Consider the following 25,985-nt stretch of genomic DNA (forward strand, 5'->3'; position numbering starts at 1 on the left):
ACGAAAGGAGAACAGATATGGAAACAGTGCCGAAGAAGGGAGATGCACCTGTTCTCACCGCTGGAAAAGGCATCAGCTGGATGGCTGCGCTCAAACGGGACAAATGGCTTTATCTTCTTCTTATTCCCGGTCTGCTTTATTTCTTGATTTTCAAATACTTGCCGATGTGGGGTGTGCTGATCGCTTTTAAAGACTATTCGCCATATCTCGGCTTCTGGAAAAGCGAATGGGTCGGCTTTGATTATTTCAAAGACTTTTTTATGAATCCGGATTTTTTCCGGCTGCTGCGCAACACCCTCATGCTGGCGAGCCTGGATCTTTTGTTTGCCTTTCCCGCGCCTCTCATTTTGGCCCTGCTTTTGAATGAGGTAAGAAAGGCCGTGTATAAAAGATGTATCCAAACCTTTATTTACGTACCACATTTTGTATCATGGACAATTGTGGTCAGCATCACCTTCGTTTTTTTTACTGTCGATACAGGTGTGATCAACAAAATGATCATGAGCCTGACAGGTGAGCAGATTTCTTTCTTGTCGGATGCAGACTGGTTCCGGCCGATGATTGTGATGCAAAGCATTTGGAAAGAGACAGGCTGGGGAACGATTCTATTTTTGGCAGCGCTTGCTACGGTTGATCAAGAGCAGTATGAAGCGGCCATCATGGACGGAGCGGGGCGGTTCAGGAGAATGTGGCATATTACGCTGCCGGCGATTAGAAGCACTATTATCGTTTTGTTGATTTTAAGAATCGGCAGCTTTTTGAATCTAGGCTTTGAACAGGTGTATTTGATGACGAACTCGCTCAACCGCAGTGTAGCTGACATCTTCGACACGTATGTGTACATGATGGGGATTACCCAAGGGGCGTATAGCTACAGCACGGCGGTCGGTTTGTTTAAATCAGTTGTCGGGATTATCTTGATTTTTGGCGCCAATTACATTGCGAAAAAGTTTGATCAGGAAGGATTGTTTTAGAGGAGGGAGAGGTATGGCTGAAATTCACACGATGCACAACACCAAAGCCGGACGGGTGTTTGACGTCTGCAACATTCTGTTTCTCGGCGGTGTCGGCGCGATTACCATTTTGCCGTTTTTATATATTATCGCCGGTTCCTTTGCGACAGAAGCGGAACTTGCCCAGCGGAGCTTCTTTATTTTCCCGAAAACCTTTACACTTGATGCTTACAAGTATGTGTTTTCGACACCGACGTTCCTTCGAAGCATGGGCGTGTCCATCTTCATCACGGTGGTTGGGACGGCTGTACAGCTATTTTTCACCTTCACGATGGCGTATCCGCTGGCGAAGCGGCATGTGAAGGGACGGAATCTGCTGTTGAATCTGGTGATTTTCTCCATGCTGTTTTCAGGCGGCATGATTCCGACGTACCTTGTCGTAAAATCACTTGGCCTTTTGGATACGTATTGGGCATTGATTCTGCCGATGGCGATTAATCCGTTCAACCTTATTATTATCAAAAACTTCTTTCAGCAGCTGCCGCGCGAGCTGGAGGAATCAGCAAAAATTGACGGCTGTTCCGAAATCGGCGTCTTCTGGCGGATCGCCCTGCCACTGTCAAAGCCGGTTATAGCGACCTTTGCGCTGTTTTATGCGGTCGGGATTTGGAATGATTTCTTCCACGCTCTCTTATATATCAATGACAGTGCAAAATGGCCGCTGCAAATGGTGCTTCGCCAAGTCACGATTTTATCGGATTTAACGGCGACCAATGGCGATACGATGCAAAATGCCGTTCCGCCGGAGCAGGGAATTAAACTCGCTGTCATTGTCATAGCGACGCTGCCGATTTTGGCGGTCTATCCATTTTTACAAAAACACTTTGCAAAGGGAATGCTGATCGGTTCGGTGAAAGGCTGAGAAAGGGAGTGTTTCATATCAGTACATTAGATCAGATTAAGATTGCCTATATTGGCGGGGGGTCCCAAGGCTGGGTCAGAAGCCTGATGAGTGATTTGTCGATTGATGAACGGATGTCAGGCACGGTGGCGCTCTATGATCTTGATTTTGAAGCCGCTCAGAAAAATGAAGTGATCGGCAATCACAGCGGGAACGGCAGATGGAGATATGAGGCTGTTTCTACTTTGAAAAAGGCGTTATCAGCCGCGGATATCGTCATTATTTCCATTTTGCCGGGATCACTGGATGATATGGAAGTCGATGTCCACTTGCCTGAGCGCTGCGGTATTTATCAGTCTGTAGGTGATACTGTCGGGCCTGGAGGGATCATCAGGGGCTTGCGTGCTGTGCCGATATTTGCGGAAATTGCCCGGGCAATAAGAGACTACGCACCTGAATCATGGGTCATTAATTATACAAACCCGATGTCTGTCTGTACAAGAGTGCTGTATAAAGTGTTTCCCGGCATCAAAGCGATTGGCTGCTGCCACGAGGTATTCGGGACGCAAAAGCTATTGGCGGAAATGGTCACGGAAAGGCTGGGGATAGAGGTGCCGCGGCGTGAGGATATCCGCGTTAATGTGCTCGGCATTAACCATTTTACATGGATCACAAAAGCCTCTTACCGCCATATTGACCTGCTGCCTATATTCCGTGAATTCAGCGCGCACTATGGGGAATCAGGATATGAGCTGGAGGGGGAAAGCTGGAGGGACAGCGTCTTTTGTTCGGCACACCGTGTTGCGTTTGATTTATTTGAAACGTATGGCTCCATCCCTGCTGCGGGAGACAGGCATCTGGCAGAGTTTCTTCCCGGCCCATACCTCAAACAGCCTGAAGTATGGAAATTTCATCTCACACCTATATCATTCAGAAAACAAGACAGAGCTGAGAAACGACAAGAAACAGAACGGTTGATCGTGCAACAACGGGGCGTTGCTGAGAAAGCTTCGGGAGAAGAAGGCGTGAACATCATAGCGGCTCTTCTCGGATTGGGTGAACTCGTCACAAATGTAAATATGCCGAATCAAGGCCAGGTCTCAAACCTTCCTATACAAGCCATTGTCGAAACAAACGCATTCATCACAAGGAACCGTGTCCAGCCGATTTTGTCCGGAGCGCTTCCGAAAGGTGTGGAAATGCTGGCGGCTAAGCATATATCCAATCAGGAGGCAGTGGCGGACGCAGGTTTAACAAAGGACACTGGCCTCGCGTTTCAAGCCTTCCTCAATGACCCGCTTGTCAAGATTGACCGCAGTGATGCAGAGCAGCTTTTCAATGACATGCTCCAATTCACCATGCAACGTTGAGCGGAGCTTTTCCGGTTTAGAAAGGAAAGCATTGACCATACTGATAGTATAATCAAGAAGTAGGTGCTATCAATATGGGAAATTATTTAAGTGTTGCGGTAGAACTGGTCTGCGGTTTAGGCATTTTATTTATCATCTTAAAGCTTCTCGGGAAAACCCAATTTTCTCAAATTACGCCGTTTGACTTTATCTCTGCTTTAATTTTAGGAGAATTGGTCGGAAATGCCGTTTACGATCATGAAATCAAAATCAAAGAAATTATTTTTGCTTCGCTATTGTGGGGCGTGCTGATTTATATTATTGAATTTATCACGCAAAAAATGAAATCATCGCGAAAGTTCTTGGAGGGCGAGCCGAATATCGTCATCCGCAAAGGGGAGCTTCAATATAAAGTATTGAAGAAAAATAAGATGGACATTAACCAGCTTCAAAGCCTTTTGAGGCAAGCGGGGAGCTTTTCGATTCAAGAAGTAGAATATGCGATTTTGGAAACAAACGGGATGGTCAGTGTGCTTCCAAAATCCGACTTTGACAAACCGACAAATAAGGATTTGCAGATTCCTTCGAAGTCTGTTTCCCTGCCGATCACTTTAATCATAGATGGAGAGATTGTCCGGGATAATCTGAAGGAAGCAGGTGTGGATGAACAGTGGCTGAAGCAAGAATTGAAAAAGAAGAACATTGATAAGACGGAGGACGTGTTATTTGCAGAATGGCATAAAAATAAGCCGCTGTATACCGTAACATACGAACAAAGCAGATCAACATGACTCTTAGAAAAAAGCTTGCAGCAAGGCGCAAGCTTTTTATTGATTGTATGTCCCTTGTTTGACAGCACGTACATGGTACATGCTCACTTCAGTGCTGATCAGATAGTCAGGCTTTGGTTTGCCTTTGTTTGCTTTATGGCCAGCGATATGCGCATCGCTTTTTTCCCATTGCTTCCAGCGATCCTCTGATTCCCAGCGAATCATGACAACAACTTCCTCATCACCGCGGCGTACGTTTTTCTCAAGCACTGTCACATCAATTAAACCTTCTTGTTTTTCAATGATTCCTTCAGCGCTGAAACGTTCTATGACTTTATCTGCAAAGCCTTCTTTAACCGTCATTTTTCTTAACTGTACAAACATTTGTCTCACTCCAATCATTCTCACATATGAATAATTGTAAATGAAATTCATTCTCAATGTCAAAGAAAGCGCAGGCGGAATCGAACCGCCGTGCGCAACAGTTTATTCTTTTAATAAAAACACATTTCCGTCTTCGTCCTTAAATTGAACGAAGGTGCCCCACTCCATTTGATTGGGCTCACCGAGAAATTCTACACCGTTTGTCTTCATTTTCTCGTATGTACCAAAGATGTCTTCGCATTCAAACACAATAGAAGTCTTCATTTGCTCTGAGCCTTTCATCATGGCTTTCGGGTAAATGACTAAACGAGTCTCGGCTCCTTTTGGCGCAACCTCCAGCCAGCTTGCTTCAGGTCCCATTGGGTGGTCCGCTGCAATATCAAAGCCTACCTTCTCTGTCCAAAATTGCTTCGCTTTCTGCTGGTCCTCGACATATACAGCAACAGTGCCAATTTGTTTGATCATAGGGAAACCTCCAAGTTGAAAAGATAATAATACTATAACCTGTTTACGGACGAAGTAACATAAAAAAATCAGCCGGGAAACCGGCTGATTATTAAAATGAGCAGCTCACAACATCGATGTGATTTGTGTCTAAGGCGAAATAAACCCAGCGGCGCCGTGAGGAATCCCAATAAAAGCCGCCGACGGATCTTCTGCCAAGGATGATCGGGTAAAACCAAAATGAGCGGCCATTGGTTAACCAGACATAGGTAAATCGGAAAAGGCAAGGACGAATGGTGATTGGTTCAACTAACAAAACGGCTCCTTGAGAACCCTGCGGTTTTGGGGGTTTCGCTGGTATTTGGGAAGGAGGAGGTCCCTGCGGCGCACCGCCGAAGCCTGGGCTGGCACCGCTGCCAATACCAGGGCCGGAGCCGCCGCCAAAGCCTGGAACAGCGCCACCGCCAATGCCAGGGCCGGAGCCGCCGCCGAAGCCCGGAACAGCGCCGCTGCCAATGCCAGGCCATGGATATCGGTATTCATATTCAAAAGCAGGCCAAGGCTCATAAAAATGCCCCGCAAACATATAAGGATCAACATAATACATGTGATAACGTCCTTTCTCATTGTAAACTGTACATTGCAGTTTATGCGGGCGGACTCTTATTGGTGCATTCGCCTAAGGATATGAAGCAGGAATGCTCTCAGAGAGCAGAATCATTTGATTTTTCTCTAGTCTTATTCACAATTCCGATTTATCATTTTATAATGAAAGTGCTTCTATTACGAAAAAGGAGACAGACCGTGAATATCGATCAATTATTATATCAATATATCATAGACAACACTGCGGATATTACTGAGAAATGGTTCAGTTTGCGTTGCCAGCTAAAAGGCGAGCTATATTCCGCCAGCCATTTAAGTGAAGAAACGAAAACACTTTTAACCGAGCAGCATACATTTACCAATATAACAATCGCAAGCGCATTTCTGGAGGATCAAACCGATTTTCAAGAAAACATGACAAAATGGGCGCAAAACGTTGCGAAAAACAGGGTAGAGCAGGATGTTCAAGTTCATGAGGTCGTAGAAGCCATATCCAATTCAAGAATCTCATTCTGGGACGCAGTCGTCACATTTATAAAAGAGAATCAGGAGATTGTGACAAATGAGGATGCAGACCGATGGAACCGCATTGTGAATCAGTCGTTCGATAAGCTGATTATTGAATTCTCCGAGCAGTACCAAAAATTCATGCTGATGAGGCTCACATCTCAGCAGGAATTGATCTCAGAGCTTGGCTGCCCGGTTATTTCCATTGCCGATGGAATCGGGATATTGCCGCTTATCGGCTCAATTGATACAAAACGGGCACAAGTCATTTTAGAAACAGTGCCGGTCCGCTGTGTCGAGAGAAAAATCACAAGCCTCGTCGTTGATCTTTCGGGTGTTCCGATTGTGGATACCATGGTGGCTCAGCAATTGTACAACCTGTCTAAAACACTTTTCTTATTAGGCGTCAAAGCCGTATTTTCAGGGATTCGCCCTGATGTGGCCCAAACATCGATTCAATTGGGGCTTGATTTTAGTGAATATGAAACGTACGGCACGCTGAAGCAGGCATTAGAAAACATGGGTGTCCGCTGTATTGTTGAGGAATTGGAAGAAAACAAATAGGAAGTTTCCAGGCATATGATTGTCCGTCACCGGGTGATCATATGCCTTTTTGATTTGAACAGAAATCACCATTGATTTATCGAAAAAAACATAATATTATAATTCTTATAAGAATACTGTGAATTAAAACCTATTCAACAGGGGGGAAGGTCTTTTGGTTTCAAAATCAACGATTGATCCGGAAGTGATTGAAAAAATCATCAGCTCGCTGGAAACACTCGATTTCGGCACAGTTCAGATTACGGTTCATGATTCTCAGATTACCCAAATTGAGAAAATAGAAAAGCACCGTTTTTCGCTGAAAAGGAAAGAATCAAAATGATAATGTAAAGGGCGTTTGTTTTCATTAAATTCTCCTTAAAACATATACATATTTCATCCAATTTTTATATAATAGACCTTTAAGATCATTTTTTAGGAGGATTTTTGACATGCAAGCTACGGTTCACGAGAGTAAGCAATCGATCATGCAACGCATTTTGACAGTCTTTGTCTTCACATTGCTGATCGCGACTGTCGGCCTTTTTATCGGCCAATTTGTTCCTGTCGCTTTGATGCTGCCGCTATCTATTCTTGAAGTGGCGATGATTATTCTGGCCTTCTGGATGCGCAGAAGAAAAGCGGTCGGGTATGCGTTTGTATATACATTCGCGTTCGTTTCCGGCATTACCTTATTTCCGATCGTCAGCCATTACGCTTCCATCGCCGGCGCCTATGTCGTGCTTGAAGCCTTTGGCTCTACATTTGTCATTTTTGCCGTCTTAGGCACAATCGGAGCAAAAATGAAGAAGGATTTATCCTTCCTGTGGTCCTTTCTGCTGGTAGCGGTGCTCGCCCTCGTTGTGGTAGGGATTTTCAACATTTTCAGCCCGTTAAACTCAGCGGCGATGATGGCGTATTCCGTGATCGGAACCATCGTCTTTTCCCTTTACATTTTGTATGATTTGAATCAAATCAAACACCGCCACATTACGGAAGACTTGATTCCGGTTATGGCGTTATCGCTGTACCTAGACTTTATCAACTTGTTCATCAACCTGCTCCGCTTCTTCGGCATTTTGAGCAGTGATGATTAATGAAAAAGCGCCTGTCTTTGGATAGGCGCTTTTTGCCATACATCAAAAAGGCAGGTGGAGTATTGGTGAAAAAACAAATGGGCGCATATGTATCTCTGGCAGCAGCTATGGCGATCGTCGGCAGTTCTGTCGTTGTCGGCAAGCTGATGGTCGAACGGATTCCGGTCTTTCTTTCCTCAGGATTGCGTTTTTTGATCGCTTCTGTCGTATTGCTCATGCTGCTGTTTTGCATTGAAAAAGGGTTTCCGGCTTTGACGAAAAAAGATGTGTTCGTATTACTGGTGCAATCATTCACAGGCGTGTTTTTGTTCAGTATTTGCCTGCTGTATGGGGTTCAATATACGACGGGAACGGAAAGCGGCATTTTGACAAGCACAACCCCCATGGTGATCGGTATTTTATCCTTTTTCCTGCTTAGAGAAAAAATTGAGAAAAAGACGCTGATCGGCATTTTGCTGGCGGTTTGCGGCGTAATGGCGATTAATTTGTTTGGAGCCGGGAGCCAAGACGGGACGCCGCACGCCTTATTCGGGAACATGCTGATCATTGCTGCAGTCATTGGCGAAGCGTTGTTTACATTGATGGCCAAGCTGCTATCCCCGCATATTTCGGCACTGGCGATTTCGACCTTCGTATCGCTCTTCGGCTTCCTGTTTTTTCTCCCGTTTGCTTTGTTTGAGGCCTCTTCATTTGATTACAGCGTGCCGACTGTTTTGGATTGGTCGTATGTGCTGTATTACGCGCTTTTTGTCACTGTTTTGGCGTTTTACTTATGGTATAGCGGGGTGACGAAGGTGCCGGCGGGTGTATCGGGCATTTTCACATCCGTTCTTCCGGTCTCCGCTGTCATTTTGTCAGGCGTGATATTGAAGGAGCCATTTGAGTTTGTGCATTTCATCGGCATTGCATGTGTCATCGGCGGCATATTTGTTACGGTCATTAAGAAAAAACAGCCGGATGCGTATCCGGCTGCAGAAGAAAAGACGCTATAGCCTGTCCGGATCGGACGGGTTTTTTAGTCTTTAAACACGCTCAGCCTTTCAAAAAGATCACCAAGCATCTTCACGAACATGTCTTTTTCCTCGTCGCTGTAGTTTTCCATGACAGCGGATATTTTGCTGAAATGGCCGGGCAGAAATTGCTCCAGGCGTGCTTTGCCTTCTGTTGTCAGTTCAATGCTGATTTTTCGTTTATCCTCTGTGTGATGCCTGCGGCTGACAAAACCGTCTCTCGCCAGCCCGTCTAGCAGGCCTGTAATTGTTGCTTTCGTGACATTTGACCGCTTGGCAAGCTCTGTCGGACTTAACCTATGATCCTTGGCATCAAAGAGCAGCATCAGGATTTTGAATTTTCCTTCTGAAAGCCCTCGGCCAGCAAAGTAATGCTCCATCACATGATTCATTTTTTTTGAAATATCAAAAAGAGATAAAAACAATTCAAGAGAGCCGGCGTCAATATTGGCATACGTTTCGGCGTGCTCTGTTATATGCTTATATTTCGGTAAATGTTTTAATTCCATCGCAATTAGCTCCCGTACATTCGTTGTGACACGATTATAAAGGAGGGAAAACCATAACGCAACTTGGCTTGGAGATGATTGACAGCTTTTCTTGGGACATAGTAAGGTAATATAGTTAGGTGCCTAACTAATACATATAGAGCTGAAAAGGTGGTTATTGATATGAAACATATGTTAATAGCAGGAGGCGGAATCGGCGGCTTGTCAGCGGCCATTTCTCTCCGTAAGGCAGGGTTTTCCGTCACCTTATGTGAAGCGGCTTCAGAAAATCGAAAAACAGGTGCGGGGATTCTTCAGCCGCAAAACGCACTGGCGGTGTTGAAAGAACTGGGCGTATTCGAAGATTGCTGTAAGCACGGCTTTCAAACAGAATGGTTTAAAACGTTTGATGAACAGGGGAATTTGCTGTTTCAAGTCAGTGAATCCTTTTTAGACGATTCACTTCCGGGACGCAATAATATCCTGCGCAAAACTTTAAATGACATTCTCATGAAGCATGCCGAGGCAGTGGGTGTAGACATCAAGTGGGGGAAAAAGGTTGTCGCCTATGAAGAAACTGCTGAATCGGTCACTGCCTTATGTGAAGATGGAGAAAAGATGCAGGCTGACATTCTGGCGGGCTTTGACGGCATTCACTCCGTTGTTCGTGATAAGATGCTGCAAAAGGAGACGGAAAAAGAGCATCTCGGCATGGGAGCGTGGCGCTTTTATATCGAACTTCCTGATTACACATTCGAGGACGCAACATTCATGTATAGAAGCGGAGACACACAAATCGGGGTGGTGCCATTGGCACAACACGCTGGCTATGTCTTCGTCCTCCAGCCTTGCACGAGCGATTACTGGGATGAGGAAGATACCCGGTTTGATAGAGTAAAAGAGATTCTTTCTGGTTTTCGGGGGCTGGATTTTGTCACAAAGCACATGTCAAAACAGCATCCTGTCATCTTTAACAAACTGGAGCAGGTCGCCGTGCAGGAGCCATGGCATAAAGGCCGCGTCATCATCGGAGGAGACGCCGCCCACGCCGGTGCGCCAACCCTGGCACAAGGAGCGGCAATGGCGATCGAGGATGCCATCGTCCTCGCCGAAGAACTCCAAAACCACGCCGACCACGAAACAGCATTACAGGCGTACTACAAAAGAAGAGCCCCACGAGCGCTCAAAGTCCAGAATCTATCTTCAGAAATCGTCCGCCGCGGGCTGAAAGGAGAGCCGGGAGCGGAAGAACTGATTGGGGAGTGCTATGCGGTGTTGAGGGAAGGGTATTAAATAGGAAAAGTCCAGAAAGTGATTTCTGGACTTTTTAGTCTTGCTCTGTTTTATTCCTTATCCGCTCAATCACCTCATGCAGCCCCTCAGGCTTATAAAACTCCACCGGTGAACTGCCTTTCTCAAACGAAATCGTCTCGGCTTCAATCAGCGCGACATAGCGCCCGTTTACTTTTGCGAGATGAATAGAATCGCCAAAATCCGCTAGCAATCCCTTAATCTCTGTTTCTCCGACTTTCATTTTCAGCTGGGCCTCTGGCGTGTGCTCGATGATTTGGGCGGAGGCTTCGATGACTTGATGGGTGTCGAGGCGCTCTTGGATTTCCCGTTTTTCGCTTGCTTCCCAAATCTCAATGTCGTGCTCGAACTGCTTGAGTTCTTCGCTGTTGTCTTCAAATGTCTCGTAGACGTGCTCTTGTACCATGTTCATGACCTGATTTTTCATGATTTCTGGCATCGATTCTCCGTACTCGACGAATTTCAGAAAGTCCTCAAAATAGCGGGCGTGTGAGGCCTGGTGGATTTTCAGTTCACCTTCCTCGACCATTCCTTCCTCTGGCATGTACGGGTATTGGATGCTTTTCATGTTTTTTGTCGTGATCGCCATTTCGACTTTTTTAATGAGAGAAGACGCGTCAGAGATGCGGGCGACCTTCGGCTCAAAATCACATTTCATAATGAAGACAAATGACTCGTCAAAGTATTTTCTCGGTACGGCCGAAGCGACGAGAAACACGCCGCCGCGAACCGCGCTTGTGTCAAGGTACGTGCGGACGAACTGCTCGCTCAGCTCATTGAAGTCTTCTTTTGTTTCCGCCAGACGCGCGCGGTTGAACATGTTGTAGTTTGGGTTGGAATCGAGCTCGTGGCCGGGCTCGACGATAAAATGGCCGATTTTCGTCGGCACCTGCTCGGACTGCGGATGGCGGTCTGCTTTCCGTTTGACGATTTTTTTCAGTTCCCCGTCGAGAAAGTCCTTCAGCTCGCTTTCTTCAAATTCGCCCGTATCAAGGGTCTGGAAGTGCTTGAACTGCTTGTTCGCCTGCTCATCTTTGCCTTCCACCTGTATGACATAAAAGGATAAAAACCGAATTTCAAAATCCATATATAAACTCACCTTATTCGCGTATTGTACAGCTTCTCAAGTATAGAAAAAACAGCGATCATGCGTCAATTGGGAGAACGGAATAATCATGACCATGAAAGGGAAATGTAGTCAAATAGAAGGCATCTCATACGGAAAGGAATGGTTCGATGAAGGAAACAAGCCCGATTCCTCAACCGAAGACGTTTGGGCCGCTCGGCAATTTGCCTTTAATCGATAAAGACAAGCCGACGCTTTCGCTGATCAAACTGGCGGAAGAACAGGGCCCGATTTTTCAAATCCATACACCCGCGGGCACGACCATTGTAGTGTCCGGCCACGAATTGGTGAAAGAGGTTTGTGATGAAGAACGGTTTGATAAAAGCATTGAAGGCGCCTTGGAAAAGGTTCGCGCATTTTCCGGTGACGGATTGTTTACGAGCTGGACGCATGAGCCTAACTGGAGAAAAGCGCACAACATTCTGATGCCGACGTTCAGCCAGCGGGCCATGAAGGACTATCATGAGAAAATGGTCGATATCGCTGTTCAGCTCATTCAAAAATGGGCAAGGCTCAACCCGAATGAAGCAGTCGATGTCCCGGGAGATATGACCCGGCTGACGCTCGACACCATTGGGCTATGCGGGTTTAACTACCGCTTTAACAGTTACTACAGAGAAACGCCCCACCCGTTTATCAACAGCATGGTGCGGGCGCTTGATGAAGCGATGCATCAAATGCAACGGCTTGATGTTCAAGATAAGCTTATGGTCAGAACAAAGCGGCAATTCCGCCATGATATTCAAACGATGTTTTCGTTAGTCGACAGCATTATTGCAGAGCGCAGGGCGAATGGAGACCAGGATGAAAAAGATTTGCTCGCCCGCATGCTGAATGTGGAAGATCCGGAAACGGGTGAAAAGCTCGACGACGAAAATATCCGCTTTCAAATCATTACGTTTTTGATTGCCGGCCATGAAACAACGAGCGGCCTGCTTTCCTTTGCGACTTATTTTTTATTGAAGCATCCTGACAAACTGAAAAAGGCGTATGAAGAGGTCGATCGGGTGCTGACGGATGCAGCGCCGACCTATAAACAAGTGCTGGAGCTTACATACATACGGATGATTTTAAATGAATCACTGCGCTTATGGCCGACAGCTCCGGCTTTCAGCCTTTATCCAAAAGCAGACACAGTCATTGGCGGGAAATTCCCGATCACGACGAATGACAGAATTTCTGTGCTGATTCCGCAGCTTCATCGTGATCGAGACGCTTGGGGAAAGGACGCAGAAGAATTCCGGCCGGAACGGTTTGAGCATCAGGACCAAGTGCCTCATCATGCGTACAAACCATTCGGAAATGGACAACGGGCCTGTATCGGCATGCAGTTTGCCCTTCATGAAGCCACACTTGTGCTGGGCATGATTCTAAAATATTTCACGCTGATTGATCATGAGAATTATGAGCTTGATATCAAACAAACCTTAACACTTAAGCCGGGCGATTTTCACATCAGGGTTCAAAGCCGTCATCTGGAAGCCATTCATGCAGACGTCCGGGCAGCTGAAAAAGCCGCGTCTGATGAGCAAAAGGAGAAAACGGAAGCAAAGGGCACATCAGTCATCGGTCTTAACAACCGCCCGCTTCTCGTGCTGTACGGCTCAGATACCGGCACCGCAGAAGGCGTCGCCCGGGAGCTTGCTGATACTGCCAGTCTTCACGGCGTAAGGACAGAGACAGCACCTCTGAACGACCGGATTGGAAAGCTGCCGAAAGAGGGAGCGGTTGTCATTGTGACCTCGTCTTATAATGGAAAGCCGCCAAGCAATGCCGGACAGTTCGTGCAGTGGCTTCAAGAAATCAAACCGGGTGAGCTTGAGGGCGTCCATTACGCGGTATTTGGCTGCGGCGACCACAACTGGGCGAGCACGTATCAATACGTGCCGAGATTCATTGATGAGCAGCTTGCGGAGAAAGGCGCGACTCGGTTTTCTGCGCGCGGGGAAGGTGATGTCAGCGGTGATTTTGAAGGGCAGCTTGACGAGTGGAAAAAAAGCATGTGGGCGGACGCCATTAAGGCATTCGGACTGGAGCTGAATGAAAACGCCGATAAGGAACGAAGCACGCTAAGCCTTCAGTTTGTCAGAGGGCTGGGCGAGTCTCCGCTCGCTAGATCGTACGAAGCCTCTCACGCATCCATTGCCGAAAATCGTGAACTCCAGTCCGCAGACAGCGATCGAAGCACTCGCCATATCGAAATTGCATTGCCGCCGGATGTTGAATATCAAGAGGGCGACCATCTTGGCGTATTGCCAAAAAACAGCCAAACCAATGTCAACCGGATTCTCCACAGATTCGGTCTGAAGGGAACCGATCAAGTGACATTGTCTGCAAGCGGCCACAGTGCGGGGCATCTGCCATTGGGCCGTCCTGTCAGCCTGCATGATCTTCTCAGCTACAGCGTCGAGGTGCAGGAAGCAGCCACAAGAGCGCAAATACGTGAACTGGCCGCTTTTACAGTGTGTCCGCCGCATAAGCGCGAATTAGAAGAACTGACAGCAGAGAGTGTTTATCAGGAGCAAATATTGAAAAAACGAATTTCCATGCTGGATCTGCTTGAAAAGTACGAAGCATGTGACATGCCGTTTGAACGATTTTTAGAGCTATTACGCCCGTTAAAACCGAGATATTATTCGATTTCAAGCTCTCCAAGAGTGAATCCGGGGCAAGCATCAATCACAGTCGGCGTTGTGCGCGGCCCTGCGTGGAGCGGCCGTGGCGAATACAGGGGTGTGGCATCAAATGATTTAGCTGAGCGTCAAGCCGGTGATGATGTCGTGATGTTTATCCGCACACCGGAATCCCGGTTTCAGCTTCCGAAAGACCCTGAAACGCCAATTATTATGGTCGGGCCAGGCACGGGAGTCGCGCCATTTCGCGGTTTCCTTCAAGCCCGCGATGTTTTAAAGCGGGAGGGGAAAACGCTCGGTGAGGCTCATCTCTATTTTGGATGCAGGAACGATCGGGATTTTATTTACCGAGATGAGCTTGAGCGGTTTGAAAAAGACGGAATCGTCACTGTCCACACAGCCTTTTCCCGCAAAGAAGGCATACCGAAAACGTATGTCCAGCATGTCATGGCTGCCCATGCGGAAACGTTAATATCAATTTTTGATCGCGGAGGCAGGCTTTATGTATGCGGTGATGGCAGCAAAATGGCCCCGGATGTGGAGGCGGCACTTCAAAAAGCGTATCAGGCTGTCCATGGAACCGGGGAACAAGAAGCGCAAAACTGGCTGAGACATCTGCAGGATACCGGTATGTACGCTAAGGATATCTGGGCAGGGATATAGATAAAGAAGACTGGAGACATCCAGTCTTTTTAGTCCTTTCGAAAAAATGGTGATCGCGCTAAACATTGATGCATACAATAACTTCAGTCCGCCGGAAGGGCGGGCTGTCTGCAAAACCTATTTTTCGTTTTTGCTAGTTTATGTTATTCTTATACTCGGTATCTATTTCTTTTTTCAAAGGCACACATGACAAAAGAAATCCTTTTTTTATTTCCGAGAAAAAAATGTGAAACGAAATGAAGGTTTCTTTCGTCCAGTGATTGGTTTCCAAATGGTTGTAATAAAAATGATATGGTGCGAAACATAAATATTCCGGCTTGCCGCGGTGTATTTATTGTTGTGTGATGCCTTGATTTTGTTTGGAAAGAAGGAATTGGAAGGCAGGATATAAAGAGCAGGTAAATATGAATGAAGAACTTAAAGTGTTTAAGAAAGTAGAGGTTGCCATGAAGAAACTTTTTTCTTACAAACTTAGCTTTTTTGTGCTGGCTGTTATACTGTTTTGGGCAAAAACGTATTTATCCTACAAGACTGAGTTTAATCTTGGGGTAAAAGGCACAACTCAGGAGATCCTCCTGATATTTAACCCATTCTCAAGCGCCGTCTTCTTTTTAGGACTGGCTTTGCTGGCGAAAGGGCGTAAATCAGCCATTATTATGCTGATTATCGATTTCTTGATGACATTTGTGTTATATGCAAATATTTTATTCTATCGTTTCTTTGACGATTTCTTGACGTTCCCGAACATTAAACAGTCCGGAAACGTTGGAAACATGGGAGACGGGATTTTCAGTATCATGGCCGGTCATGATATTTTCTATTTCTTAGATATTATCATTTTGATTGCGGTATTGATCTGGAGACCTGAATTAAAAGAATACAAAATGAAAAAACGCTTTGCGTCTTTAGTGATCCTTTCTGGGATCGCACTGTTTTTCATCAACCTGCACTATGCGGAAAAAGACCGTCCGCAGCTGCTAACAAGAACGTTTGACCGCAATTATATCGTGAAGTATTTAGGTCTTTACAACTACACCATTTATGACGGTGTGCAGACGGCTCAAACAGAAACGCAACGGGCCTATGCAAGCAGCGATGATTTAACAAGTGTCGAGAATTACACGACGTCTCATTATGCGAAACCGAACGCCGAGTACTTCGGCTCTGCCAAAGGCAAAAATATCATTAAAATCCACCTCGAAAGCTTCCAGTCATTCCTGATTGACTACAAGCTAAACGGTGAAGAGGTGACGCCTTTCTTAAATAAACTTGCGCACGGCGGGGAAGATGTGACGTATTTTGATAACTTCTTCCATCAGACAGGCCAGGGAAAAACATCTGATGCCGAGCTGACAATGGATAACTCGATCTTCGGTCTTCCTGAAGGCTCCGCGTTTGTGACGAAAGGCGAAAACACTTACCAGTCGCTTCCTGCGATTTTAGACCAGAAGGAAGGCTATACAAGCGCCGTCCTGCATGGTGATTACAAATCGTTCTGGAACCGTGACCAGATTTACAAACATATCGGATATGACAAGTTCTTCGACGCAAGCACGTATGATATGTCAGATGAAAATGTGATTAATATGGGGCTTAAGGATAAGCCGTTCTTTACAGAATCGATTCCAAAGCTTGAATCTCTTAAACAGCCATTTTATGCGCATTTGATTACATTGACAAACCATTATCCGTTTAACCTTGATGAAAAAGACGCGTCTCTTAAAAAAGCGACAACAGGCGATAACACAGTTGACAGCTACTTCCAGACAGCGCGTTACCTTGACGAAGCGCTTGAGCAATTCTTCAAGGAGCTGAAGGAAGCCGGCCTGTATGACAACTCAGTCATCATGATTTACGGTGACCATAACGGTATTTCTGAAAACCATAACCGAGCGATGAAAGAGATTCTTGGAAAAGAGATCACAGATTATCAAAACGCACAGAACCAGCGTGTGCCGCTGATGATCCGCGTTCCTGGCAAAAAAGGCGGAGTGAACCATACGTATGGCGGCGAAATTGACGTCATGCCGACACTTCTGCACTTAGAAGGAATTGATTCTCAGAAATATATCAACTTTGGTACTGATTTATTCTCTAAAGACCACGACGATACGGTGGCATTCAGAAACGGAGACTTCGTAACGCCGAAGTACACATCAGTCGACAATATCATTTACGATACGAAGACAGGTGAAAAACTGAAAGCGAATGAAGAAACGAAGAATCTGAAAACAAGAGTGAACCAGCAGCTGAGCCTTTCAGACAGTGTCCTGTACAAAGACTTGCTGAGGTTCCATAAACTAAATGATTTCAAAGCCGTTGATCCGTCAGACTATCATTACGGCAAGGAGAAAGAAATCAAATAAGATGAAAAAGAGCCTTGAGCGGGCGCATTGCCTTCGCTCAAGGCTCTTTTTTTGGTTATACAACCAACTTGAAAAAATAGATTCCATTTGGTCACCAAGGCTGGCTTTCTCTCATATCATTACAGTAGATTTTGAAACCGGATTGAAATCGGACAAATTATCGGGGAAATGCCTTGATAGATTGTGAAGATGTACCAGGTTTCGAACTCAATATTCATAGAGATGAGGGGTAGAGATGAAAGCGGTCATTCTCTGCGGCGGAAAAGGAACGAGAATGAGTGAAGTCACGAATGACATTCCTAAACCGCTCGCCATGATAGGCGGCAAACCGATTCTATGGCATATTATGAAAATTTATCAGTACTACGGAGTAAACGAGTTTATTCTGCTTTTGGGCTATAAAGGAGAAAAAATCAAGGAATACTTTCTCGACTATGAATGGAAGCACAACAGCCTGACACTCGACAGCTCTACGGGAGAGGTACAGATGCTGGGGCAGCCTGAAACGTGGAAAATTACGTTTTTGGAGACTGGGGTAGATACGCTGACAGCCGGAAGAATCTTGCAGGCGAAAGACTATATCGGTGATGAAACATTTCTGCTCACCTATGGAGACGGGCTGGCCAATATCAATCTTTTCCATCTCATCAGCTATCATCAGACAAAAGGTGCTGCCGCGACTGTCACCGGCATTGACAAAGTCTCGCAGTTTGGCACCTTGACAGTTGAGGATGGCATGGCGAAAACATTTTCTGAGAAGACATCAAGTGATGGAATCATCAACGGCGGATTCTTCGTTCTTAGTCCAAAGGTTTTCGATTATTTGCCGAAGGACGGGAACACGATGTTCGAAGATGAACCGCTGAAGAACCTTGCCAAAGATGGGGAGCTTGCTGTGTACCGCCATTACGGATTTTGGACGGCCATCGATACGTATAAAAATCTCTTAGAAGTCAACAAAATGTGGAATCAAGGACAACAAGTATGGAAGGTATGGTGAATTGATTTGAGTTTCTGGAAAAATAAAAACGTATTTGTCACGGGATGCACAGGTCTTTTAGGAAGCTATTTGGTGAAAGAGCTGATCGAACAGGGCGCAAACGTTACGGGGCTAGTCAGGGATCATGTGCCTCAATCCAATCTTTATCAGGGAGAACATATCAAGAAAATGAACATCGTGCGGGGCTCTCTTGAGGACTTGGCTGTGATTGAACGCGCGCTTGGCGAGTATGAGATCGACACAGTCTTTCATCTTGCTGCACAAGCGATTGTCGGCGTGGCAAACCGCAACCCGATTTCTACCTTTGAAGCGAATATCCTCGGCACCTGGAATATTCTCGAAGCCTGCCGCAAGCATCCGTTAATTAAGCGGATCATTGTCGCTTCAAGTGATAAAGCTTACGGCGATCAAGAAAACCTTCCATACGATGAAAACATGCCGCTGCAAGGCAAGCACCCGTACGACGTCTCAAAAAGCTGCGCAGATCTGATCAGCCACACCTATTTTCACACGTACGGGCTTCCGGTCTGCATTACGCGCTGCGGAAACTTATACGGCGGCGGAGATTTGAACTTCAACCGCATCATTCCTCAGACGATTCAGCTTGTGCTGAACGGGGAAGCGCCGGAAATCCGAAGCGACGGCACATTTGTACGGGACTACTTCTATATTGAAGACGCCGTTCAGGCTTATCTGCTTCTTGCAGAAAAAATGGAAGAAAACAATCTTGCCGGAGAGGCCTTTAACTTCAGCAATGAGATCCAGCTGACCGTACTTGAACTGGTAGAGAAAATATTAAAGAAAATGAACAGTAATCTGAAACCTAAGGTGCTGAATCAGGGAAGCAATGAAATCAAACATCAATATTTATCCGCGGAAAAAGCAAGAAAGCTGCTGAATTGGACACCGGCCTACACTATTGATGAGGGACTTGAAAAAACGATTGAGTGGTATACGGAATTCTTCAAAAAGTAATGTGAAACGAGGTGAACAAGACTGTGACCAGCGCGTATTGCACCGTTTTATCAAAAGGAAGATTATATCAGGCAGTCGCTTTGTTTAAGTCGTTAGAGCAAGTTGATCAAGACAGTCCCATTTTTATACTTTGCATGGATGAAGATACGCACCGCGTGTTACAGAAGCTGAAGATGAAGCAGCTGAACCTTGTGCCGGTGGCCGCTCTTGAAAATGAAATGCTGCTGAAGCTGAAGGAAACTAGAGATCAAAGTGAGTATTGCTGGACGATGAAGCCGATCTTTCTGCAAGCTGTGCTGAACAGCAATCCTGAGCTGGAGCGCGTGACGTATATTGACGGGGATCTCTTTTTCTATGCAGATCCATCGCCGATTTTTGAAAACCAGCCGGACTGCTCGGTGCTGCTTTCACGGGGGGATATTGTAATCCCTTCTTTTGAGAAAGAGCAGATTGACATGCTGCAGCGTCTTTTAGGCAGATATAATTCCGGGTTTATCAGCTTCAAGCATGATGATGCAGGCACGGATTGCTTGGAGTGGTGGAAGGAACGCTGTCTTGAGGAATGCAAAAATGCACCGGGTGAAGGGAAATTCGGTGATCAGGGCTATTTGGATTATATGTCTGAGCTGTTTCCGAATGTGTGTGACATTACAACACCCGGCGTGAACATCGGCCATTGGAATTATGGACAGCATACGTTTTCCTGGAAAGATGGCCGGATCGTGCTGGAGGATGGCAGTCCGCTGATCTTTTATCATTTCAGCGGATACCGAATCGTCAGCATCAATGAAATCAAACAGATTCATGAAACAACCCGCACAGATCTGCCGTTTGTGCATGAACTGTATCAAGAGACACTGCCGCATATCATTCAGCACATGAAAACGTTAGACCCTGAATTTAACGGTTTTGCTTCAAAAGATGACAACAAATAAATGAGTAAATACAGGAAGTGAAAATGAAGTGAAAGCAAGCGTTATTATTCCTGCATATAATTCAAAGGAGCGTCTTTACAACAGCCTTCTGTCATTAAACCAGCAGGAGTGTGATGAAGAATTCGAAGTCATTGTAGCGGACAATGGCTCTGAGGACGGGACGCTCTCGATGCTTGAGTCATTTCAAGCTGATTTTCCGCTGATCTTTACACGGATTAAAGAAAACAGGGGCATTGCGTACGGACGAAATCAGGCGCTTCGCAATGCCAGAGGAGACATCCTGATTTTCCATGACAGCGATATGCTTGCGGCAAAGGACCTTGTGGCAAAACATATTAAAGCCCATGAGAACGAAGAGAATCTCGTCGTTTGCGGGTTGTTTTGGAAACGGATCTACAGTTTTTACTATGAACGGTTTGAAGAAGAACATAAGGAACAGCTCGCAAAGCTCACAGGTGAAATGCCGAAGAAAGACAAACAAAAGCTGCTGGAGGAAGCGGACATCAAAAACGGAAGCTTTCTTGATAAAAGCTTTGACCTCGATACCGACTTTATAGACGTGCTCAAGAAGATTTTAGATGAGTACGGCGATGACTTGAAAGGCTATCATATGCCATGGCGCTTTTTTATCACGAATAATTCCTCTGTGAAACGCAAGCATGTGGTTGACCTCGGTTTATTTGACGAAGGCATTGTGCGGTACGGGTTTGAGGATTATGACCTCGGGATCAGGCTTCATCAGGCCGGATTGACCTTCAGGCTTCGCCGTGATATTGTCAGTGTTCATCAGGAACATCCAAGCAATTGTAAGTCTGTAGACGATATTCGGGCAAACATTGCCTATATGTGCGATAAATACAATAACATCCGCTCCTTAGACGTTCATCTCGCATTTAATGGGCCGTTCCCGCCTGACATGACGAACAGAATCATGGCTGATATTCAAAAGCTGCTGGAATCACAGAAATATGATATGCTGCTGAATCTGTTTCTTGAGCTTCTGCATGTTGTTAAAGAGCGCAACATTGATCCGGATTGGAGAAAGAAATCCCCAAGGGTGACGGCGAAAAGCTTTGATTTACAAACTGTCCGCAAGCTTCTGCCGAAAGCGAAGAAAAAGCTAGGCGTGAACGATTTTGCCAACGCACTGTATGCGCTTGTCAACGATTTGCTGCACGTGGATCTTAGATCATTGGATGTGGTATAAGTGAGTACATTTCATTTTTCAACGATAGTGTCAAGGACACATATCTTTAAGCTCATGCCTATGATTCATTCTCTCCATGAGCATTGCGATGATTTTCATGTATATGTGCTGTGTGTCGACCAGAAAGCGTATGAATTGCTTCAGCATGTTCCATGGGAGCATGTAACCTTTGTGCAGCTGCATGAAATGGAAGACCCGGAGCTGCTGAAAGCGAAAAGCAACAGAACGTTTCATGAATATTGCTGGACGTTAAAGCCCGCCTTTTTGTTTCATGTGATGAGCAAGTGGGATGACGCTGAATACTTTGCCCATATGGATACGGATCTATTTTTCTTTTCTGATCCGGCACGTATTTTTGCAGAAAACCCAACGGCGTCTCTGTATTTGACTGATCATCGTAATTCGCCGCGCTTCATGTCCTACTACGACCGAACCGGACGCTTTAATACAGGCTTTGTCGGTGCCGGTAATACAAAGGAAGCATATGAAGCGGTGTGGCAGTGGAGACAGGACTGTATTGAATTTTGCACGGTCGAAATGGATACGGAACGCAAGACATACGGTGATCAAAGATATGTGGAGAAATGGCCGGAGCAGTTTAAAGGTGTTCATGTTGTCAAATCAATAGGAGCCAATACAGCGCTTTGGAATATCGAAAACTATAAGGTCGGGCAAAAGGACGGCCGCGTGTATATAGATGAAACGCCGCTGATTTTCTATCATTTCTCTGGGTTTACACTGGTGACAGAAAAAGAGTTTAATCTTTGCTGGTACTACCGGATTGAAGACGAAGCGACAATTGAGATGATTTATATGCCGTATATATTAAATCTGAAAAGATGGATTGATGAAATACAGTCGGCGTTTCCGGACTTTGCGGATGGCTTTATCCCGAAGCACGCAGTGCCTGACACTCATTTTATCCAGCTGGATTAAAAAACCCCCTGCCGCCTGGCAGGGGTTTTTTCAGCTATGCCATTCTCTCAGCTTCTGGTCACTTGGCAATAGGAAGGCAAGGATGCCGAGGACAGGGAGAAAGGCAATGGCGATCATCGTCGGGGTCAGGCCCGCGGCGTCAATCAGAGCGCCCAGCGCCACAGCGCCGATTGCGCCCATCCCGAAGGCAAGCCCGACGGTTAAACCGGACATTGTGCCGATTTTTCCAGGAACTAGCTCCTGTGCATAGACAACCGTTACAGAAAAGCTCGACATCAGAACCAAGCCAATCAAGGCAAGCACGCCATAGGCGAGAACCGGGCCGGCAAATGGCAGCACAATCGCCAGCGGCGCCGAGCATAACAGCGAACCGAGGATAACGAAGCGTTTTCCAAAACGGTCTGCAAGCGGGCCGCCGAGAAACGTGCCGATTGCGCCGAATAGCAAGAAGACAAAAATATAGCTTTGTGCCTGCTGAATGCTTACGTGATATGTATCCATCGCGTAAAACGTGTAAAAGTTACCGATCGCACTCGTATACCAAGAACGAGCAAAAATGAGAAATATAATAATAATAAGAGCAGATACAACAGATTTGGTGATGGCCGTGTTTTCAGCCGTTTTCTTTTGTTTGCCTGATTTCTGGGCAAGGCTGCCGAGACGTGAGGCGTACCATTTCGCGATATACATGAGAAACATAACAGCAAGCGCGGCGACAAGCGTGAACCAAACAGCGCCGAATTGCCCGAGCGGCACAAGAATCAGCGCGGTGATCAGCGGCGCCATCGCCTGGCCTGAGTTTCCGCCCACCTGATAAATCGACTGGGCGAGCCCGCGTTTTGTGCCGGCGGCCATATACGCCACACGGGAGCCCTCCGGATGGAAAATGGCCGAGCCTAATCCAATGAAAAACACACAGCATAAGATCGTTATGAATGACGGGGCAAATGCAAGGCCCAAAATGCCAAGCATGCTGGCGGTCAAACCGACTGGCAGCGCATACGGCCGCGGCCGTTTATCGGTATACCAGCCGACGATAGGCTGCATGACGGATGACACCATGTTTAATGTGAAAGCGATGATGCCAAGCTGTGTAAACGTCAGGCTCATGGAGCGCTCCAAAATAGGGAACATGGCCGGAATCACAGCCTGAAGCGAATCGTTGAGCATATGGCAGATTCCGATAATAATCAAAATCGGATACACCGTGGTGCCTGGTTTTTGAACTGTTTTTTCTTTTAACGGGGCGGCGATAGCCAATTGAGTCTCCTCCTTACATATATAACCAAAGCATACCACCATATTATTCATAAGGTGAAGAATTTATCAAGAGGAAAAAAGACTCTTATGAAAGAAACGCCGTCAGCCTGATTAGCAGCTGACGGTATTTTCGATATTCAAAATGTGATATAGCTCTTCAAGCTTACGAATCTCATAGGTTGGTATGATCTCTGGCACATTCGGCTTCATGTCAGGGTTCATCCAGCAAGTATCAAGTCCGGCGAGCTGTCCGCCTTTGATATCAGCAGTCAGTGAATCCCCGATGATTAATGTGTGCTCTGCTGAAAATTGAGGAATCCGTTCAAACACGTAATCGAAATATTCCTTCATCGGCTTTTGGAAGCCTGTGTCTTCAGAAACGAAAATGTCCTTGAAGAATGGAAATAATCCTGAATCACGGAGACGCTTATATTGTGTGTGAGACACACCGTTTGTCACGATGTACAAATCATACTGTTGCTGCAGATTTGAGATGAGATCAAATGCACCGTCAATAAGCTGATGTCCTTCTTCAAGAAAGCGGCGGTATTTTTGCTCAAGCAAGGTGCCGTCCGCCTCGTAACCGTACTCCTTGAGCAAAGCGGAAAAACGCGTGTTTACGACTTCATCCCTTGTCATCTTACCTTCTTCAAAGGCTCTCCAGAGACCTTGATTGATGGTTTTATACTGCGCCTTCATGTCATTTGTTAAAGGAATGTTCTGATCTTCAAACAGCAAACGCAGGGCTAAAGCTTCTGCCGCTTGAAAATCAAGGATGGTATCATCTACATCAAATAATAAAGTGCGGTATCGTTTCATCTGTGTGTCTCCCTTTCCTCATATGTATTCAAAGTATAGCACATAAAAAAAGGAAAAAGCCGGCGGGTGAGGCACCGCCGGCTGAAAAGAGATTATTTGTTTAATAAGCTGTGTTTTCTCGAATATAGGAAGTAAACCAGCGTTCCGACAGCGATCCAGATGACAAATGAAAGCCATGTGACGCCGGGAAGGCTGTACATGAACCAAAGGCAGATGCCTGCGCTGATAATTGGCACAACCGGAACGAACGGCACTCTGAAGGACGCCTTGATTTCAGGATGTTTTTTTCTTAGCACAATGACAGCAACGGAAATGACCGTAAACGCGGCAAGTGTTCCCATGTTCACCAGATGGGCCAGCGTTCCGAGGTTAATAAAGCCGGCGATTCCCGCTGCAACGATCCCTGTCAGCCATGTGTTGCGGAACGGGGTTTTAAATGACGGATGAACCTTTGCGAACAATCCAGGCAGAAGGCCGTCTCTGCTCATGGCAAATGTCAAACGAACCTGAGCGTACAGCAAAGCGAGCATCACCGTCGTAATCCCGATAATCGCACCGACAGAAATAATTCCGGCAACAGCGTCCTGTCCGACGAATTTCAGCGCAAAAGATACAGGATCTCCGACATTCAATTTGGCATAAGGCATCATGCCTGTCAGCACAAGCGATACCGCGATGTACAGAACCGTGCAGACGGCTAGAGCTGAAATAATGCCGACGGGCATGTTTTTTTGCGGATTTTTCACTTCCTCTGATGCGTTTGAAACCGCGTCAAACCCAAGGTACGCGAAGAATACAGTGGCAGCGCTAAGTATGACGCCTTTCATCCCGAATGGCATAAAAGGAGACCAGTTGTCCGGTTTCACATAGCCGATGCCGACAATAATGAACAATAAAATGATCGCGATTTTCATCAGTACAATAACGTTGTTAAAGCGTGTGCTTTCCTTGACGCCTCTGCTGACAATCGCAGTGATGAGGAGAATGATCACCGCAGCCGGAAGGTTAAATACGGCGCCCGCCGTGCTTCCCGGCGCTCCTGTCAGTGCAGCCGGAATATGAAGATTGAAGCCGGCAAGCAGTGATTGAAAGTATGAAGACCAGCCGGTGGCAACCGCCGACAGTGCAATGACATATTCAAGCATGAGATCCCATCCGATCAAAAAGGCGAGCAGCTCTCCAAGTGTCACGTATGAGTATGAGTACACGCTTCCCGAAATCGGAATGGAAGACGAAAACTCAGCATAACAGAAAGCAGCCAGCGCACAGGCGAGCCCCGCTAAAATAAACGATATGATGAGGGCGGGACCTGCACCGGTCGCTGCCACTGTTCCTGTAATGACAAAAATCCCTGTACCGATGACACAACCGATACCGAGCAAGGTTAAATCAAATGCGCTTAACGTACGGGCAAGGCTTTTTGACTTGCTCTGCGCACTCAATGTTTCAAGCGGTTTTTTTCTAAATAATGAACTCATCAAAAGTTCCTCCTAGAAATATTCAAAATATTCTAATCATTATATGCATTTCTTGTTGTATTATATTGTCGAAATTTGACGCAGTCAATAAAATATTTTTCTGCTTTAAATGATAGAAGCGAAACAGCGTTGTCGTATCATAGGATAGTAATTTTTACTAATCGTATATTCAATTTTATGCGAGATGAACCGATAGAAAAAATAGATTCGCCCATATTTTGATT

Annotated in this window: 24 protein-coding genes; 16 read left to right on the top strand and 8 right to left on the bottom strand. The window is 46.1% G+C overall.

All coding sequences use genetic code 11. The features are described 5' to 3' along the window. Positions 1-17: 17 nt before the first annotated feature. From MKX38_RS03850 to MKX38_RS03865, 4 genes are all read left to right on the top strand, one after another. Positions 18-974, top strand: coding sequence for a sugar ABC transporter permease (locus MKX38_RS03850; protein WP_017695596.1), 957 nt, complete (start codon positions 18-20; stop codon positions 972-974). 13 nt (positions 975-987) lie between these two features. Continuing rightward, positions 988-1,875 (top strand): carbohydrate ABC transporter permease, encoded by an 888-nt coding sequence (locus tag MKX38_RS03855; RefSeq protein ID WP_003242715.1) that lies wholly within the window; start codon positions 988-990, stop codon positions 1,873-1,875. Between the two features lie 8 nt (positions 1,876-1,883). Next, entirely contained in the window at positions 1,884-3,224 is a 1,341-nt protein-coding gene (gene lplD / locus MKX38_RS03860) for an alpha-galacturonidase LplD (RefSeq protein WP_339188696.1), read from the top strand. A gap of 74 nt (positions 3,225-3,298) precedes the next feature. Then, complete coding sequence (locus tag MKX38_RS03865; RefSeq protein ID WP_014479125.1) at positions 3,299-3,994, top strand: DUF421 domain-containing protein; 696 nt, start codon at positions 3,299-3,301, stop codon at positions 3,992-3,994. A 36-nt stretch (positions 3,995-4,030) separates the two neighbouring features. On the opposite strand, the gene hmoA is transcribed toward MKX38_RS03865, so the two are convergent. From hmoA to MKX38_RS03880, 3 genes are all read right to left on the bottom strand, one after another. Next, on the bottom strand, positions 4,031-4,357 hold the full coding sequence (hmoA, locus tag MKX38_RS03870; protein WP_014479126.1) for a heme-degrading oxygenase HmoA: 327 nt from the start codon (positions 4,355-4,357) through the stop codon (positions 4,031-4,033). A gap of 102 nt (positions 4,358-4,459) precedes the next feature. Continuing rightward, positions 4,460-4,822, bottom strand: coding sequence for a VOC family protein (locus tag MKX38_RS03875; protein WP_339188699.1), 363 nt, complete (start codon positions 4,820-4,822; stop codon positions 4,460-4,462). A 91-nt stretch (positions 4,823-4,913) separates the two neighbouring features. Further along, positions 4,914-5,408 carry a hypothetical protein gene (locus MKX38_RS03880; protein WP_003233802.1) on the bottom strand — a complete coding sequence of 165 codons (495 nt, stop codon included), beginning with the start codon at positions 5,406-5,408 and terminating at the stop codon, positions 4,914-4,916. Positions 5,409-5,605: 197 nt separating this feature from the next. Here MKX38_RS03880 and MKX38_RS03885 point away from each other — a divergent pair, with 197 nt between their 5' ends. From MKX38_RS03885 to MKX38_RS03900, 4 genes are all read left to right on the top strand, one after another. Continuing rightward, positions 5,606-6,478, top strand: coding sequence for an STAS domain-containing protein (locus tag MKX38_RS03885; protein ID WP_029317447.1), 873 nt, complete (start codon positions 5,606-5,608; stop codon positions 6,476-6,478). Between the two features lie 154 nt (positions 6,479-6,632). Then, a complete protein-coding gene (locus MKX38_RS03890) occupies positions 6,633-6,800 on the top strand; it encodes a YezD family protein (RefSeq protein WP_003244522.1) in 168 nt (55 codons plus the stop codon). A 109-nt stretch (positions 6,801-6,909) separates the two neighbouring features. Beyond that, the gene (locus MKX38_RS03895; protein WP_041056996.1) at positions 6,910-7,554 is read left to right on the top strand and encodes a Bax inhibitor-1 family protein; all 645 of its coding nucleotides are present in this window, start codon (positions 6,910-6,912) and stop codon (positions 7,552-7,554) included. Further along, positions 7,554-8,546 (top strand): DMT family transporter, encoded by a 993-nt coding sequence (locus MKX38_RS03900; RefSeq protein WP_041851198.1) that lies wholly within the window; start codon positions 7,554-7,556, stop codon positions 8,544-8,546. The genes MKX38_RS03895 and MKX38_RS03900 overlap by 1 nt, the downstream gene beginning before the upstream one ends. 23 nt (positions 8,547-8,569) lie before the next feature. Here MKX38_RS03900 and yetL read toward each other — a convergent pair whose 3' ends face one another. Beyond that, the gene (yetL, locus tag MKX38_RS03905) at positions 8,570-9,073 is read right to left on the bottom strand and encodes a transcriptional regulator YetL (RefSeq protein WP_003233796.1); all 504 of its coding nucleotides are present in this window, start codon (positions 9,071-9,073) and stop codon (positions 8,570-8,572) included. Positions 9,074-9,235: 162 nt separating this feature from the next. Between yetL and MKX38_RS03910 the strand changes: the two genes are divergently transcribed. Beyond that, a complete protein-coding gene (locus MKX38_RS03910) occupies positions 9,236-10,345 on the top strand; it encodes an FAD-dependent oxidoreductase (RefSeq protein ID WP_339188707.1) in 1,110 nt (369 codons plus the stop codon). A 34-nt stretch (positions 10,346-10,379) separates the two neighbouring features. On the opposite strand, the gene MKX38_RS03915 is transcribed toward MKX38_RS03910, so the two are convergent. Continuing rightward, positions 10,380-11,450, bottom strand: a complete 1,071-nt coding sequence (locus MKX38_RS03915) for a DUF3900 domain-containing protein (RefSeq protein WP_003233793.1) — start codon at positions 11,448-11,450, stop codon at positions 10,380-10,382. A gap of 149 nt (positions 11,451-11,599) precedes the next feature. Here MKX38_RS03915 and cypD point away from each other — a divergent pair, with 149 nt between their 5' ends. The 7 genes from cypD (at position 11,600) to MKX38_RS03950 (ending at position 22,204) form a co-directional block, all read left to right on the top strand. Next, positions 11,600-14,785, top strand: coding sequence for a bifunctional P-450/NADPH--P450 reductase (gene cypD, locus MKX38_RS03920; protein ID WP_339188712.1), 3,186 nt, complete (start codon positions 11,600-11,602; stop codon positions 14,783-14,785). Between the two features lie 446 nt (positions 14,786-15,231). Next, positions 15,232-17,151 carry a lipoteichoic acid synthase LtaS1 gene (gene ltaS1 / locus MKX38_RS03925; protein WP_003243930.1) on the top strand — a complete coding sequence of 640 codons (1,920 nt, stop codon included), beginning with the start codon at positions 15,232-15,234 and terminating at the stop codon, positions 17,149-17,151. A 235-nt stretch (positions 17,152-17,386) separates the two neighbouring features. Next, complete coding sequence (locus tag MKX38_RS03930; protein ID WP_003244408.1) at positions 17,387-18,151, top strand: glucose-1-phosphate cytidylyltransferase; 765 nt, start codon at positions 17,387-17,389, stop codon at positions 18,149-18,151. A 6-nt stretch (positions 18,152-18,157) separates the two neighbouring features. Then, complete coding sequence (locus MKX38_RS03935; RefSeq protein WP_080529050.1) at positions 18,158-19,126, top strand: GDP-mannose 4,6-dehydratase; 969 nt, start codon at positions 18,158-18,160, stop codon at positions 19,124-19,126. A gap of 23 nt (positions 19,127-19,149) precedes the next feature. After that, the gene (locus MKX38_RS03940) at positions 19,150-20,061 is read left to right on the top strand and encodes a putative nucleotide-diphospho-sugar transferase (RefSeq protein ID WP_144483507.1); all 912 of its coding nucleotides are present in this window, start codon (positions 19,150-19,152) and stop codon (positions 20,059-20,061) included. Positions 20,062-20,089: 28 nt separating this feature from the next. After that, the gene (locus MKX38_RS03945) at positions 20,090-21,268 is read left to right on the top strand and encodes a glycosyltransferase family 2 protein (protein ID WP_003233779.1); all 1,179 of its coding nucleotides are present in this window, start codon (positions 20,090-20,092) and stop codon (positions 21,266-21,268) included. Further along, complete coding sequence (locus tag MKX38_RS03950) at positions 21,269-22,204, top strand: putative nucleotide-diphospho-sugar transferase (RefSeq protein ID WP_181216883.1); 936 nt, start codon at positions 21,269-21,271, stop codon at positions 22,202-22,204. 30 nt (positions 22,205-22,234) lie between these two features. On the opposite strand, the gene MKX38_RS03955 is transcribed toward MKX38_RS03950, so the two are convergent. From MKX38_RS03955 to MKX38_RS03965, 3 genes are all read right to left on the bottom strand, one after another. After that, positions 22,235-23,464 carry an MFS transporter gene (locus tag MKX38_RS03955; protein ID WP_174223584.1) on the bottom strand — a complete coding sequence of 410 codons (1,230 nt, stop codon included), beginning with the start codon at positions 23,462-23,464 and terminating at the stop codon, positions 22,235-22,237. A gap of 111 nt (positions 23,465-23,575) precedes the next feature. After that, positions 23,576-24,283: a YjjG family noncanonical pyrimidine nucleotidase gene (locus MKX38_RS03960; protein ID WP_021481231.1), complete on the bottom strand. Its 708-nt coding sequence runs from the start codon at positions 24,281-24,283 to the stop codon at positions 23,576-23,578. Positions 24,284-24,375: 92 nt separating this feature from the next. Beyond that, on the bottom strand, positions 24,376-25,761 hold the full coding sequence (locus MKX38_RS03965) for an amino acid permease (RefSeq protein WP_015715491.1): 1,386 nt from the start codon (positions 25,759-25,761) through the stop codon (positions 24,376-24,378). Positions 25,762-25,985: the final 224 nt, after the last annotated feature.

This window comes from Bacillus sp. FSL M8-0025 (genome assembly GCF_037975475.1).
In the GTDB taxonomy this organism is placed as follows: Bacteria; Bacillota; Bacilli; order Bacillales; family Bacillaceae; genus Bacillus; species Bacillus subtilis.

Coding starts and splice junctions, on each gene's coding strand:
- MKX38_RS03895 (WP_041056996.1), top strand. CDS start 6,910: ATGCAAGCTACGGTTCACGAGAGTAAGCAATCGATCATGCAACGCATT.
- MKX38_RS03900 (WP_041851198.1), top strand. CDS start 7,554: ATGAAAAAGCGCCTGTCTTTGGATAGGCGCTTTTTGCCATACATCAAA.
- MKX38_RS03865 (WP_014479125.1), top strand. CDS start 3,299: ATGGGAAATTATTTAAGTGTTGCGGTAGAACTGGTCTGCGGTTTAGGC.
- MKX38_RS03915 (WP_003233793.1), bottom strand. CDS start 11,450: ATGGATTTTGAAATTCGGTTTTTATCCTTTTATGTCATACAGGTGGAA.
- MKX38_RS03855 (WP_003242715.1), top strand. CDS start 988: ATGGCTGAAATTCACACGATGCACAACACCAAAGCCGGACGGGTGTTT.
- MKX38_RS03880 (WP_003233802.1), bottom strand. CDS start 5,408: ATGTATTATGTTGATCCTTATATGTTTGCGGGGCATTTTTATGAGCCT.
- MKX38_RS03965 (WP_015715491.1), bottom strand. CDS start 25,761: ATGAGTTCATTATTTAGAAAAAAACCGCTTGAAACATTGAGTGCGCAG.
- MKX38_RS03875 (WP_339188699.1), bottom strand. CDS start 4,822: ATGATCAAACAAATTGGCACTGTTGCTGTATATGTCGAGGACCAGCAG.
- hmoA (WP_014479126.1), bottom strand. CDS start 4,357: ATGTTTGTACAGTTAAGAAAAATGACGGTTAAAGAAGGCTTTGCAGAT.
- MKX38_RS03960 (WP_021481231.1), bottom strand. CDS start 24,283: ATGAAACGATACCGCACTTTATTATTTGATGTAGATGATACCATCCTT.
- MKX38_RS03910 (WP_339188707.1), top strand. CDS start 9,236: ATGAAACATATGTTAATAGCAGGAGGCGGAATCGGCGGCTTGTCAGCG.
- yetL (WP_003233796.1), bottom strand. CDS start 9,073: ATGGAATTAAAACATTTACCGAAATATAAGCATATAACAGAGCACGCC.
- ltaS1 (WP_003243930.1), top strand. CDS start 15,232: ATGAAGAAACTTTTTTCTTACAAACTTAGCTTTTTTGTGCTGGCTGTT.
- MKX38_RS03850 (WP_017695596.1), top strand. CDS start 18: ATGGAAACAGTGCCGAAGAAGGGAGATGCACCTGTTCTCACCGCTGGA.
- MKX38_RS03930 (WP_003244408.1), top strand. CDS start 17,387: ATGAAAGCGGTCATTCTCTGCGGCGGAAAAGGAACGAGAATGAGTGAA.
- cypD (WP_339188712.1), top strand. CDS start 11,600: ATGAAGGAAACAAGCCCGATTCCTCAACCGAAGACGTTTGGGCCGCTC.